Below are 14,717 nucleotides of genomic sequence, written 5' to 3'. Positions count from 1 at the left end.
TCTACGACTTGCCGGCGTCCTCGTCCAGCTGGCGCAGGAAGGCCAGCTTGTCGGCAATCTTGCTTTCCAGCCCGCGTGGCACCGGCACATACCAGCGCGGTGGCGGCATGTCGTCGGGCAGATAGGTTTCACCCGCCGCATAGGCGTGCGGCTCGTCATGGGCATAGCGGTACTCATGGCCGTAGCCGAGTTCCTTCATCAGCTTCGTGGGCGCATTGCGCAGATGCACCGGCACCTCGCGCGACTTGTCCTGTTTGACGAAGGCACGTGCCTGGTTGTACGCCATATAGCCGGCGTTGCTCTTGGCGGCGATGGCCAGATAGATGACTGCCTGCCCCAGCGCCAGCTCGCCTTCCGGCGAGCCGAGGCGCTCGAAGGTGGTTGCCGCGTCGTTGGCGATCTGCATCGCGCGCGGATCGGCCAGCCCGATATCCTCCCACGCCATGCGCACGATGCGCCGCGACAGGTAGCGCGGGTCGGCGCCGCCATCCAGCATCCGGCACAGCCAGTACAGCGCGGCATCCGGGTCCGAGCCGCGCACCGATTTGTGCAGCGCCGAAATCTGGTCGTAGAAATTGTCGCCGCCCTTGTCGAAGCGGCGCGCGTTCAGCGTCAGCGCCTCCTGCAGGAAGGTGGCGCTGATCGTGGTTGTTCTGGCAGCACGCGACGCGGTCTGCACCTGTTCGAGCAGATTCAGGAAACGGCGGGCGTCACCGTCGGCATAACCGATCAGCGTATCGACGGCGGCATCGTCGAACTGCAGCGTCGTCAGCGCCTTGTCGCGCGCGCGCGCCAGCAACTGGCGCAGCTCGTCGTCGCCGAACGATTTCAGCACATAGACCTGGGCGCGCGACAGCAGCGCGGAGTTGACCTCGAACGACGGGTTTTCGGTCGTGGCGCCGATAAAGGTCACCAGGCCGGATTCGACATACGGCAGCAGCGCGTCCTGCTGCGACTTGTTGAAGCGGTGGATCTCGTCGACGAACAGAATGGTGTGCCGGCCCTGTGCCAGATGCTGCTCGGCCTGTTCCATGGCCGAGCGGATATCCTTGACCCCGGCAAATACGGCCGACAGCGCGATGAACGCGCAGTCGAACGCATGGGCAGTCAGCCGCGCCAGCGTGGTCTTGCCGACGCCGGGCGGGCCCCACAGAATCATCGAGTGCGGCGTGCCGGACTCGAACGCCAGCCGCAGCGGCTTGCCGGGACCGAGCAGGTGGGTCTGGCCGATGACCTCGTCCAGTGTCTGCGGCCGCAGGGCTTCGGCCAGCGGCGGCGTCGGGTCGACTTTGAACAGGTCCGCCATCGGTTCAGCCTCCGGTCAGTGCCGGCAGTGCCGACAGATCCCAGCGCGGCTTGACCGAATAGCTGCCTGCCGGGTGTGCGTGCGCGAGCCGGTGGCAGCCGGCCAGCGCGATCATCGCGCCATTGTCGGTACACAGCGACAGCGGCGGGTAGAACACCTCGAAACGGTGGCGGGCGGCAGCGCGGTCGAGCGCGGCGCGCAACTGGGTGTTGGCGCCGACGCCACCGGCCACCACCAGCCGTTTCAGGCCGCTGCGCTTCAGCGCGCCGAGCGACTTGTGCAGCAGCACGTCGACAATGGCTTCCTGGAACGCGCGGCAGATGTCGGCGCGGGTCTGTTCGTCGATGCCGCCGGCTTCGCGTTCGATCTTGCGTACCAGCGTCAGCACCGCGGTCTTCAGTCCGGAAAAGCTCATGTCGAGATCGCCGGAGTGCAGCATCGGCCGGGGCAGGGTAAAGCGTAGCGGATCACCGGACTCGGCCAGCTTCGACAGCAGCGGACCGCCGGGATACGGCAGGCCGAGCAGTTTGGCGGTCTTGTCGAAGGCCTCGCCCGCCGCGTCGTCCAGCGTTTCGCCGAGGGTCTGGTAGTCGCCGATGGCGCGGACCGCCATCAACTGGGTATGGCCGCCGGACACCAGCAGGGCAACGAACGGGAAGGCCGGTGCCGGGTCGGCCAGCATCGGCGACAGCAGGTGGCCTTCCAGATGATGGACCGCCACTACCGGGATGCCGAGGCCGAAGGCCAGTGCATTGGCGACCGATGCGCCGACCAGCAGCGCGCCGCCGAGGCCGGGGCCTTCGGTGTAGGCAATGGCGTCGACATCGGCCAGTGTCTTGCCGCCGGATTTCAGGCACTCCTGGGCCAGCGGGATCGCACGGCGGATGTGGTCGCGACTGGCCAGTTCCGGCACCACGCCGCCATATTCGGCATGCATGGCCATCTGGGTGTGCAGTGCATGGGCGATCAGACCGCGTTCGCTGTCGTACAGCGCAACGCCGGTCTCATCGCACGAGGATTCAAAGCCGAGAACGAGCATGGGGAGCGGGCCGGCGAAGGCCGGCAGTCTGCGTGATCAATCGGTCATTTTACCCCGTGCGGCAAGCGGACGCGCGCGAACCGTTCGTCAGCCGGGCGGGCGGGGCCCGGTTCGCGCCGGGGTAACATCATGCCGCTTCCCCCCGACTTCCCGGCCGACCCGACGTGACCCGCCTTCGCCTGCTGCTGTTCCTGATCGCGCTGCTGCCGCTGCTGGCCGGTGCGGCTACCCTGACATTGCGGGTCGACAAGCGTGCCCGCACCCTGGTGGTACTGGCTGACGGCCAGCCGATCCGCAGTTATCGGGTGTCGCTGGGCAGCCACCCGCTGGGCACCAAGCACGAGGCCGGCGACGGCCGCACCGCCGAGGGCCAGTACGATATCCGGGTCAAGAATCCGGCCAGCCGCTTTTATCGCTCACTGGGCATCAGCTATCCGGGGCCGGATGACGCCCTGCGCGGGCTGGAAGCCGGGCTGATTTCCGACAACGACTACCGCCGCATCATGGCCGCCCACGCCGCCGGCGAAGTCCCTCCGTGGGACACCCGGCTCGGCGGCGCGCTGTTCATCCATGGCGGCGGCGCCACCTTCGACTGGACCGATGGCTGCGTGGCGCTGGACGATGCCGACATGCGCGAGCTGTTCGACCTGATCGATGAGGGAACGCAGGTCGAGATCCGGCCGTGAAGCGGTCAGCGCGCCCCCTGTGCCGACAGCACCTCGCTCAAAGTATCGTTCTCGTCCTCGTCGACACTGAACCACGGGTAGTCGCTGTGCCGGCGCAGGTAACCCAGTGCGGTGACAACGCGGATTTCCCGTCCCAGCGCATCGTGGTAATGGGTATCGGCATAGCCCCAGTTGCGGATCGACGAGTCGTTCACGTACTGCGGCGCATTGATGAAATACGGCTGGTACTGGCGTATCGGCTGGCCCTTGTTGTCGTACTCGACCCGGCCGGACACCGTCCAGCGCGGTGCGGTACCGGTATCGGCCACCACCGGCATGCCGTTGTCGTCGAGCAGCACATTGCCGTCGGCATCGACCTGGTATGCGTCGCCGGGTTCTGCCTTCTGCTTGCTCTGCAGCGCACGGCCGAAGCCGTCGGACTGGGTCAGCGCGATGCGGATCTGCGCGGCGGTGCCCGCGCCCGGGTACTGGTCGGCCTGCAGGATCGCGCTCTGCACCGGGCTGCGCGGCGCATCGGTCAGCAGCGGGCGCAGTGATGACGGCAGGCCGGCGATATCGGTCGCGCCTCGCGCCCATGCATGGCCGCGGGAACGGATCCGGCCATCCGGCGCAATCAGGTGGGCGTGCAGCAGCGCCTGCCACCAGGCGGCGGCCTGTGCCGCTGATCCGTACGCGGCCAGCCCTGCCTGGCTGATGCTGCCCATCCAGCTGTCGGACTGGTACAGGCAGGCCGACGCGCAGCCCTGCACCGCACCGGCCGGATCGTCCAGTGCCGCGTCGATGCTGGCGACGGCGGCCGCGCCGGCATCGTAGTCCGCGACCGGGTTGAAGCCGGTGCTGATCACCGCGTCGTTCTCGTCCAGTTCGCTGCCGTAGAAACTGGTCGCGCACACGCGTCCGAGTGCGTCGAACAGGACTTCCTGCTTGTTGCCGTTGGCATCGATCAACTGCCACGGGGCCAGAAAACGGTAGTCGCAGGCGGTCCGGGTCTGGTTGCCCAGCGCATCGGTACTGCTGACAACGACGCAGCTGTCGTCGTCATAGGCCAGCGTGCTGGCGCCGACCAGCAGGCTGCTTTGCTGCGTGCGCGGCAGATTGAACGGCAGCCAGGCGCCTTCGGCATCGACGTAGCCGTGATAGCCGTGGGCGATGACCCATACCGTGGCGGCCGATTCGTCCGCTCGCGGAAACAGCAGCGGCTGTTCCACATAGCCGGCCGCCGCCAGTTCGGTCTTGAGGTCGAAATCGGGCACATCGTCATACGCATGCAGCGCCTCGGCATCCAGCTCGGCGACTTCGATGTGGTGGACCAGCGCCAGCCAGGGCGGCGCGGACTGCGCATCCTGCTGCGCGGTGCCGGCCTGGTTGAAGTAGCAGACCAGGCTTTGTCCGGCATAGTCCCGTGGCTGGCTGTCGCCAAGCACGCCGTCGGGCTGGACCAGCGCCTCGTAATCGAGCCCGGTGCTGCTGTTGCCGACCGGGTAGCCGGCATAGCCGTCCGGATCGGTCACCACATTCCGGCGCTGCTGCCATGGCAGACCGAGCCGCCATGCCTGCGGGTCGGTCAGGTGATACACCCCGGTCAGGCTTTCCGTCAGCCGCAGCGATTGCTGGGCATCGTCATAGCTGCTGTCCCACAGCGTTGCCGGCAGCGTGGACGGGTACGGGTCGACCTCTCCCTGCGGCCGGCGCGCGTAGTTGATGGCGACCGCTGCCGTGGGCACGCCATACGCGTCGACCTGCAGTGTCACTTGCTGCTGTACGAGCGGATCACTGGCGATCCGCTCGTAGTGCACGTCCAGCTGCTCCAGCAGCATAGGCAGCACGACCGCGTACGGCTGTGTGTCGCTGGCTGGCTGCAGCAGGCGGACCTGGTAGCGGGCGGTCTGCACATGGTACGGAACCCCGGCCTGTGCACTGCCATCCTGGCCGTAGACCTCCTGGCGCAGCAGCGATCCCTTCAGGGCTCGCGACAGCAGGAACAGGGTACTGGCATCCGGCGCCGGCAGCACGTCGTCGGCGCCGGTGCCGGTGTTCAGGCTGCTGAAGCGGGACGGGCCGAGAGCGAACAGCGCCGGATCGGCATACGGGGTGTCGGCCGGGTTGTCCTCGGCATCCTGCACACCGGTGTGATACCACGCCCTGGTCAGCGTCGGCGGCGAGTAGTCATCATCGCTGCCGGTCGGCACCGCGCACGCGTCGGTGTCCAGATGCTGGACGAAGCCAAAGCCGCGGAACTCCCGGCATGCGCCGTCATACACGCCCTGGCGGTAGTGGTATTGCTGGGTCAGCATATTGCCGGTGATTTCGTCGGTACTGACCATGCGCGACAGCAGCGGCATGGCGAACGGCAGTGAGCAAACGTGCTCCGGCGCCGCCTGTTTTTCATCCAGCCATTCCTGTGCCGAACCGCGATAGCTCCAGGTGGTACCGGCGCCCATATTGTTGTTCATCGAGGTCAGCAGATACGGCTTGGCGGCGGCAAAGTCGTAGCGCCAGTGCTGTGGTGTCATGTGCGGCACGCTGAGCACCAGGCTGGCGGTGCCATTGCCGCCGACATCGGCGAAAGCCAGGTGGCACAGGTCGTCGAAGCGGATGCCGGCCGGCAGCGGCAGGGTGTGCCCGTTGCTGTCGAAACCGTTGCCGGACTGATTGAGGAAAATCCGGATCTGGTCTGACTCGGCATAGATCAGGTCCGCGGCGCCGGAGCCATCCAGGTCGGCGAGAAACACCCGGGCGGGGTTGAACGAGGCAGCATCGAACGGCAGGTCGTCGGCCAGGGTCAGCATGGCGCCAAAATGGCCGCGCCCCAGATTGGGCCAGCATTCGATCCGGTCGTGGCGGATGCGTACCAGATGCTGCTGGCCGGAGCCGAGTATATCGCTGAAGGCGACCAGTGCGGCCGGGTCGTGGCCGATGGTCGGCAGGGTGGCGTCAGGGCAGTCGACCTGCTCGCCGGGGCCGAAACCGGCCTCGCGCCGGTTTGCATACAGCCGCACGCTGCGCGGACCGATCAGCGCCAGATCGGACAGCCCGGCACCGATCAGGTCGGCCAGTTGTGCTTCCGGGTGGTGGAACTCGGTCGGCAGCGCCGGAAACGGCACGAAGCCGGACCAGCTGTGATCCGGGTTCAGCGTGAAATAACCGCTCAGACCGGGGCTGGCCAGCAGCCAGTCCAGCCGGCCGTCGCCATTCAGGTCCATCAATGCCATGCTGTCCGCCTGCAGCGTCGGCACCAGCGGCAGAGATTCCCATGGTCCGTAGGCAATGGCATCGCCACCCGACTGCGCATCGCGCTGCGGCGGGCGATAGCGCCAGTCGCTGCCATTACGGTACAGCACGCCGGGCAGGCCCTCGCCGTACAGGTCGACCAGCTGGTAATGCGGGCTTTCATCCAGACCCGGCAGGGCAGGAAACGGCTGGTAGCCGTCAGCCGGCCAGTCGGTGCTGAACGGCGCATAGCCGAGATCCAGAGGCGGCAGCGACAGCGGCGTGCCACGGCTGTCGTAGGCCCAGTGCCGGGCACCGACCAGCTGGCTGCACAACGGAGTTTCGTCATGGTCGAACAGCAGGCGACCAACCAGCACCGGTGCCGTGCCGAGTGCCGCGAACTGGTGAAACATCAGCACCTGGCGGCACAGCCGCAGCGTGCGCAGCTCGAAGCCGCATGCATAGTCGGAGAACGGGTCCTGCCGCACCGGCCAGCTGTCAGGTGCTGTCCACGGCGGCGCGGTCATGCCATCGGTGCCGCGTTCGCCATAGTCGAACACCAGCGTGAACAGCCAGACGGGCGGATCGCCCTGGCCCCAGGCGTACAACGGCACACAGGGCACGGTATTGCCGTACTGGAACTGCAGCGGATAGCACTGCGCGGCATGGTCGCGCAGTGCCTCGGCGCCGCTCAGCGTCACGCCATCGGCATTCTCGTGCCGGTACTGGTAGCTGATGTGTTCGCCGGACGGCGTAACCGACTCTTCCAGCAGCCAGCGGACAATGCGGCTGGCGTCGGCCGGGTCGGCGGCGCGGGCCGCCACACTCTTGCCGGCGCAGTGCAGCTGGCCGTCGCTGCCATGCACCAGCCAGAAATCATTGCCGTCGTCCTTGCCCTGCCAGCGTTCGATGCGATCGAATCCGCTTTCGATGCGTGGCAAGTAGCGGGTGACGGTATAGCTCTGGTCCAGTGTCAGGTCACCATAGGTCGAGACCGTGACCGGATTGTCGTCTCCGGCCGCGATGACCAGCACCTCGCCGTCCGGGCCGAGAAACAGGTCATCGTCCTGGTAGCGCGGCACGCCGAGGCTGGTGCGGCGACGGATTTCCCACGGGCCGGCCAGCGACCAGCCGAGCCCGAACGGGCCGTTGCCGCTGCCGCTGCCATAAGCAAGCACGGCGGACGGGGCATGGCCGCGGCCGGCCGACACCGGCAGGGGGAGGGTCAGGCCGGCCTGGCCTGTCATGCCGACCTTGCCGAGTGCCTCGCCCATGCCCTGGATCGTGCCGCCGCCCTTCGGCAGTGACGAAGGGGTAATGACATCCAATTGCTGATTCATGATGCGTTCCTGATCAGGATGGCACTGGACCGGCAAGGGGCGGGCAGCACCGGCCCCTTGCCGGGACCGGGGGATCAAGCATGGCTGGACATTGTCGTCGCGCCATTCATGTGCAGGTAATAGTCTGATACGTTGAAAGCTTCGATGGGCTCGTTTGCATGCAGACGCTTCATTTGCTCATCGAGCGCGGCCGTAATGCTCTGGGCAATTTCACTGCTTCTCCCCTTCTGCGTATGCAGAAGACCGAAGGCTTCGGCTATTGTTTCCGTGTCATTGAATCCCAATTTCGCCATGATTCCGGATACATTTCCCGGATCATCGATAATGAGTTTTTCGAAGGCAGTCAGGGTATTGACCATCGTCTGTGCATACTCGATCTCGGCGGTATAGCGCAACATGCCGGTATGGGTCTCGGTCGCGGCCCTGAGTGCCCCCAGATTGCCTGCCAGCTCCCGTGCTTTCAAGGTGGCGCGGCTGGCTGGCGCCGGGCTGGCGAGAGGGCGCTCGGGCAGCAGCGGCGCCGCTTCAGCAGACATCCCGCTCGCCACGAACGCGTCGCCTGCCTCCGGCGACGGGCTGTCCAGCGGGACGTCTTCCAGCGGGTAGCCGTCGATGTATTCCTCGTTACCCGTTTCCGTACCGGAAGCCGGTCCGCGATCGAAGTGACTCAACTCGAGAATGCCTGGATGATCAGGGAGGGGCTCGTCCAGCAACCCGCGTTCCGGCGGTCGCAGCACGAGGAGTGCCGGCAGCAGCATGAACATCCACGGCACACCACTGTCCGGTACGCTGTAGCTGAAACTGTGATGGCCATCCGGGTCGAAATAGGTGGCCGGATTGTTCCTGGTCATTTCATAGACATTCAGCCCGTCCGAATAGCCGGCCGGGTCCGGATTGACCCAGCGTGCCATCCACGGGATGTAATAACGGAAGCCGTAGTAGTACAGGCCGGTGACATCCCGTTCCTTGCCGGCGTAGCGCTGGAATTTGTACTTCGCCTCGGTGGTGTTTTTCGTCGACCAGACCGCCGTGCCGCCGAAGGGATAGTATTCCTCCAGGGTCAGGATATCGGCATTGGCATCGAGCTCGATCAGGTTCGACCGCGTCTGGTTGTTGACGCTGTAGCGATACTGGTCGTTGGCGATATCGGTCGGTGCGCCGGCTTCCCAGTGCAGGATGCGGATATCCTGGTCGCTGCTGCCGTGGATCGACAGCGTGTGCAATTCCTCATTCAGCGTACTGCCGTAATAGGTGCGCCGCAGCGTCAGGCCCGGCAGGTAAAGGGTCTGGATCGTATTGACGCTGCCACTGTCGGTGCTCTGCAGCGTCTTGCTTTCCTTGCAGACCCGCTGTCCCTGCCCATCGTAGAAATAGCTTTCGGTATCGTTCGGATTGCCATCGCTGCGGGTGACGGTGGTGACCTGCGCCAGCTGGTTGTAGCGGTTCCAGGCCAGCGTGGCGCCGGTGCTCAGCGTGGCCGGGTTGCCCTGTGCGTCGAACAGCGCATCGACGGCGCCCGGGTCGATGCCGGTGGCGGTCTGCAGTACGCTGCGGTTGCTGCGGGCGGACACGACGAAATCCTGGGTGAACGACACCGCCCCCTCATGCTTGATCTGCTGCAGGTTCCCGCCCTTGTCATAGCGGTAGGTGCGTCCGTACGGACTCATCTGCGTCGGGTCGATGACGATCGGCGTGATCGGATCGGGCGGCATGGGGCCCTGCCGGGTCCTGGCATTTTCCCGGGCCGACGTGGCGCACAGCTGGTAGCACGCATCGTAGGTAAAGGTGGACTCACCCAGCATGCCGGCGTTGTCGTTGTCGCTGTCGTTCAGCGCATAGTTGTAGGTGGCAATGATGTTGCCGACCGGGTCATAGTCGTAGTACAGATCCTGCAGCATCGGGTCGCGCCCTTCCTGCTCCGGGCGCAGGGTCTGGCTGGCAATCAGTCGTCGGGTGGCCGGATCGTAGCTGTGCTCGTTGGTCACATTGTTGCCGAGCCGGTCGAAAATGCGCAGGCCGTTGGCGTCGTAGCGGATGTCGCTGATCACCGTGACCGCATCCTTGCCTTTCTGGGTGATGGCAATGGAGACCAGCTGGCCGGCGACGTTGTACGTGCGGTCATGCCGGTTGCCGACCGCATCGAGCAGCGACAGCGGATTGTCCAGCGCATCGTAGGCATGAGTGCTGGTATAGGCGTTTGTTTCCAGCAGGGCCGCCCAGGCTGCATCGTCGGCCCCCTGCCAGTCGGTTCCCTGGCTGCGGTCCTTGACCAGCTGGCGGGTCTCGCCAAGCGGTTTGCCGCCGGGCGTGTAGCCGGAAATGCTTCGCCGGCCGGCCGTGTCGTAATGGCGGACGCAACGGCCGAGCAGGTTGCCGGCCCGGGCGGCCGTCTGGTCGGACTCCCCCTCGCCATAGCACCAGCGTTCCCGTACCCGTTCGGTCCCGGTGGCGTCGTTCTGGTAGGCGGCAGTCGGTCGGCCCAGCGTGTCGTAGTCGAAGCGGCTCTGCCTGGTGGCGTCGTCGTCGAGAAACTGCAGGAACGGATTGCCTGCGACATCCCATACCAGGGTGCGCTTGCCGGCGTCGACACTGTCGCTGCGCAGGCAGCGGCCGGTCAGGTCGTTCAACTGGCTGACGTTTGGCTGGACGGTGCTGTCCTGCTGCTGCAGGTCGAACAGGCGCGGATCGATGCTGGAGACCAGAAAACCGTTTATCGAATAAGTGTTGCGGGTGATCCGGATCTCCAGCGGATCGTCGGGCAGTATCCGGTTGGACTGAACCTGTCGTGCCACGTTGCCGCAGACGTCGAAGACGGTGATGTCCGGGGTATTGGCGCACACCCGGCCGATTTCGTCGTAGCTGTCTATCATTGCTGCACCTCATTATGCAGGTGCCGCCCGGCGGGCCGGGCGGCGGGGCCGGGTCAGTGGCGGGTGGCCCGGGACGCGGTTTTTGTCGCCTTGCCGCTGGCGGCCGGTGCCGTCTGCGCGGCAATGACCGCCTTGGCGAAGGCCGGGCCGCCGTCCCTGGCGGTGTATCGCAACTGGACAATGATGTCGGTCAGCGAGCCGAGGAGGGACGCCTGATCGGTGCCGCTGGCGTGCGGGAAAGTCAGCCGCCAGCCCGAGACGGCGCCGGTACCCTCGAATGGCAGGTAGCGCTGGTCGTACATGTCGAGCACGAACTGGCCGGCATCGTTGAGTCCGGTGGACAGCACGATCTGCTGGCTTGGCCGCAGATTGGTGATGACATTGGCCGGGGATGCGCCGCTGCCGTCCGGATCCAGCAGGTAGTTGACGCCTGCGATATCCGCCGTCAGCAGTACCGAACTGCTGGACTGTGCCAGCGTGGCACGCACATCCTGGTAGGGCCCGACCGTGGCCGGCAGGGTCAGGCTGACCGATTTCAGCTGGCGCAGATAATGGCCCGGGTAGTCGCTGTCCAGCAGCGCTTCATTGATGGAGAAATCGATGTAGCTGGTGTCCGTGCCGTCGGTGGGCGTGACGATGCTGCCTTTCCACTCACTGCCGAGCAGTGTGCTCAGCGCTACCGTCTTGACGATCTCCAGCCTGCGCTCGTTGCGCTGCAGATAGGCGTTTTCCATCTGTTGCAGGTTGAACGTCAGCGTGTCGCCGGCAGTCAGGCCCTTGTGGCTGTCGTCCCAGGCATTGGGGTTGACGAAGGTGGTCTTGTAATCCCCCATTTCGTACTGCCAGCTCGCCTGGGTGCCGAGGCACAGTGCCTGGACTGCCTGGTAGGCGCTGCTGTACAGCGCGGACATCTGGCCGACCAGCCATTGGTACAGGGAGCCGCTGCTGTCCCGGGTCTGCAGGAAATTTTTCATGTCCAGAATCTGCTGCTGCTGGGCATTGGCCTGATCCAGTGAAGTCTGGGCCGCGGTGACCAGAACATTCTGCACGGTGACCTGGAGGTGGAGCGTATCGATCTCGTCTTGTGCCTGATCGGCCTGGAATTGCCACTCCTTGTTGCGACGATCGTAGGCTTCCGACTCGGCGATGATCGCGGCAGAGCCGTTGAGACTGATGGCCAGGGTCTGGAGAATGGTTCCGGTGGCCAGCAGGGGCGCCTGCTTCATGGCGCCCCCCCAGGCGGTGCCCCTGATATTGGGCATCATTGCCAGGGCGGCACCGGCGGCAAGGAACGGAATGGAGGACGTCCCCAGTATCAGCCCGGTACCCTGCAGCCCCATCGCGGCCGTTTCCTGGGTGGAGTTGCCGTTGCTGGCCAACTGCTGGAAGTGCGTCTGGCGGTCGGTTGCGCTGCTCAGGTTGGCATTCAGCACATCCAGGGTGTCGTTGGCCGCCTGCAGCGACAGCTGCTGCAGGCTGACGGTAAAGGCAGACAGGGCCAGCAGTTGTTCCTGCTGCATTTCTTCCTGGCTGGCACGGTCCTTCCGTTCCTGATACGACAGCAGCAGATCGCCGAAGCGGTTCAGCGTGGCGACGGCGCGGTAGGCGCTGGGCAGCAGTGCCTGGAAGCGATAGGCCGGAATGGTTGGCGCTGCCGCGTAGCCGAGCACCTGCAGCGGCGTGGCGCCGGCGCCACGCGCGGCCATCAGCCGGGCCGGGTCGGCCGGTGTCGCGTACAGTGGCACCGACATCGGCTGCCCGGTCAGGCTCAGGTTGTGGCGCAGGTTGTACAGGCGGCTGTCCAGCGTCGACCAGTAACCGAGCAACTGCGAGTTCAGCGGCGGCCGCGAGGGCAGGTCCAGCGCGCCCAGCAGCGGGTGGGGGGCCGGTGTGGCCTGCGGCACCGGCGTCGGCCCGGCCTGAGTGCGCTCGAAGTCCCGCAGCGCCGGATTGCCTGCGGAGACGGCGCTGCCCAGCGTGACCGGCGCCCAGTCGTTCTCCAGTTCCCCGCCCGGGAATGGCCCCAGCAGATCGAGCGCCTGGCGGTAGATCAGCTTGGCCATGCTCAGGCTGTCCGGGGTCTGCGTGCGGTAGAACGCATCCCCGGCCGCAATCAGGTTGCGGACATACAACTGGAACAGCGTCTTCTGGTAGTGGACCGGATTCGAGTAGGCGATGGCATCCGGATCGGTCGGACCCGCTGCCTCATAGGATGCATTGCCGGCCTCGACCAGCGGGCGCGAGTTCCAGTAGGGCGGCGGCGAGCTGCCGTCGGAACGTCGCGCCGACGGGTCGAACAGATAATGTATCCACAGCGCCGCTTTTGCATACTGCTGTTCCTGGTTCAGCCGGTAGGCAACCAGGTGCGGGGCATGAAAGAACAGTTCCCAGAAATACAGGCCGTTCGCGCCGTTGAAATCGATGGGGGCCGGTGCATCCGTGCTGAGCAGCGGCGGTTCGGTCAGGTTCTGCGTGTCCCAGCTCAGCACACTGGCAACCGAGGCGCTGGCGCGGGCAATCAGGTCCTTGCCGATCTGGGTGTTCAGGCGGATGCGCAGCGTATTGACGCCGGTGTCGTCGCTGCCGGTGAAATCCAGATACTGGGCATTGTTGCCGGCATTCGTTTTCAGTACCGGAATGTTGCTGGTATCGGGATAACTCTCGGCCGTGGTGATCTTGAAATTGACGGCGGCGTCGTCTGCCATCTCCTCGCTGGAGGTGCTGGCGGTATACGACAGCTGAACCGTGGTGGTGGCGCCGGCACTGTAGGCGACGGTGCAGCTGCCCTGGCCGGTACTGGCGCTGCCGCTGTCATTCAGCGCAACGCTTGCACTGCAGATGGTCACCGAGCCGTCCGCGCTGGTCAGTTGCAGCGTGCCCTTGCCGGTGGCCGCGCTGGTGTAGCTGTCCGTGCCTTCGAGGACGTAAGTGATCTGCGAGCCATCGGCACTCAGTGTGCTGCTGATGATGTTCAGCGCCATGTCTGCCTGATGCGTCGACGAACCGCTTGCCCCTGTTGCTGTGGTGGTGGTGGCGGTTTGTTTACTGAATGTGCTCTGCAGCGTGCTGTCCGAACTGTACAGCGTCATGTGCAGGTACTGGCCGAAGCTGTCGTAGTCGCTGCTCGGCACGGCCGGTTCGCCGAGTGGCGTGAACAGCAGGTCGCAGGGCGCATTCAGATAGGTGACCTTGCTGGCGTCAGCCGTCTGCGTCGCGACCAGCGAAATGTAGATGATGTCTTCGTCGTTGTAGTACGTGTAGTCGGGCGTGGTTCCGGCCTTGTACTTGTCCGGTCGCTGGTCGATGACGGCAATCAGCTCGTAATCGTAGGCACTGGCATCGGTCGTGCCGTCCGGGCTGCTCCAGCTGCGCAGCGTGTGCGGCACGCTCCAGTTGCCGTCGAAACCGCGATAGGCACAGCACAGCTTGTATTCCGAATACTCGGTGGTATCCGTCTCCGGCCCGGTCTGCGGCAATTCACCGCGTTGCAGCCAGACCAGATGCAGCCGGCCGCCGGACACGAACGGGCGGATGATTTCGATATCGGCCGATTGCGCCAGCTCGATAGCGTTCCACTCGGTCCAGGCGGTCGGATTGAGCGCGCCACTGCTGTCGCGTGCCGACATGTCCAGTGAACGCCAGTAGAACTGGTTCGGCACGATGTTGCTCTGGCCGGTCAGGTAGTAGACCGCATTGCCCGAATCCGGCGATTCGGCGTAGCCGTTCAGTACCTTCAGGTTGCTGATGGTTTCGAAGCCGGTCAGGTAGGCGAGAAAGCTCTGCTGGATCGACGTGTCGTTCAGGGCGTGGGCGGCCAGCTGGTTTTCCAGCAACCCGAACAGTCCGGTCTTCCGCTCGCGCAGTGTCGGGTCGATATAGTTTTCCGGGTAGTCCTGCAATTCCTGGTCACCGGCCCAGATCGAGTACTGGCTGCCGCTCTGCGCCCAGTCGGCGACATCGTCGGCCGGCAGCGACGCGCGGCCGGGCTCCATGTTCAGCATCACGGCGTTGATGTATTGCTGGACGCTGGCAATGGCCTGAGCGACCCGGCTGGTCGTGACGTCGGTCGCCACCCGGGGGTCGATCAGCAGGTATTCATACAGATCGGCTTCGGTCTTGACCGCCGACAGCGCCGGCGTATTGGGTACGAGCTGCCCAAGGTAGTACGAGACATATGCGTCGCGCAGCGACTCGTCCAGTTGTGCATGGAGATTTCTCATGATTCACCTCTGCGGTGCGAATGGGGGAAGGCAAGGCGGGATGCGG

General features: G+C 65.3%; 6 protein-coding genes. 1 reads left to right on the top strand and 5 read right to left on the bottom strand.

Going from position 1 to position 14,717, the window contains the following annotated elements:
• Position 1: 1 nt before the first annotated feature.
• Together ACYVG8_RS01235 and tsaD are read right to left on the bottom strand one after the other, a co-directional pair.
• Positions 2–1,306, bottom strand: a complete 1,305-nt coding sequence (locus tag ACYVG8_RS01235) for a replication-associated recombination protein A (protein WP_460744925.1) — start codon at positions 1,304–1,306, stop codon at positions 2–4.
• A gap of 4 nt (positions 1,307–1,310) precedes the next feature.
• The gene (tsaD, locus tag ACYVG8_RS01230; RefSeq protein ID WP_028497657.1) at positions 1,311–2,345 is read right to left on the bottom strand and encodes a tRNA (adenosine(37)-N6)-threonylcarbamoyltransferase complex transferase subunit TsaD; all 1,035 of its coding nucleotides are present in this window, start codon (positions 2,343–2,345) and stop codon (positions 1,311–1,313) included.
• Between the two features lie 164 nt (positions 2,346–2,509).
• Between tsaD and ACYVG8_RS01225 the strand changes: the two genes are divergently transcribed.
• Entirely contained in the window at positions 2,510–3,031 is a 522-nt protein-coding gene (locus tag ACYVG8_RS01225) for a L,D-transpeptidase family protein (protein WP_460744924.1), read from the top strand.
• A gap of 5 nt (positions 3,032–3,036) precedes the next feature.
• Here the strand turns inward: ACYVG8_RS01225 and ACYVG8_RS01220 are convergent, their stop codons facing one another.
• The 3 genes from ACYVG8_RS01220 to ACYVG8_RS01210 form a co-directional block, all read right to left on the bottom strand.
• Complete coding sequence (locus ACYVG8_RS01220) at positions 3,037–7,581, bottom strand: SpvB/TcaC N-terminal domain-containing protein (protein ID WP_460744923.1); 4,545 nt, start codon at positions 7,579–7,581, stop codon at positions 3,037–3,039.
• A gap of 74 nt (positions 7,582–7,655) precedes the next feature.
• Positions 7,656–10,451 carry an RHS repeat-associated core domain-containing protein gene (locus ACYVG8_RS01215; protein WP_460744922.1) on the bottom strand — a complete coding sequence of 932 codons (2,796 nt, stop codon included), beginning with the start codon at positions 10,449–10,451 and terminating at the stop codon, positions 7,656–7,658.
• A gap of 53 nt (positions 10,452–10,504) precedes the next feature.
• Complete coding sequence (locus tag ACYVG8_RS01210; protein ID WP_460744921.1) at positions 10,505–14,671, bottom strand: Tc toxin subunit A-related protein; 4,167 nt, start codon at positions 14,669–14,671, stop codon at positions 10,505–10,507.
• Positions 14,672–14,717: the final 46 nt, after the last annotated feature.

The sequence above is a fragment of the Microvirgula curvata genome, from assembly GCF_054781615.1.
This window is presented reverse-complemented; position numbering and strand designations above follow the sequence as displayed.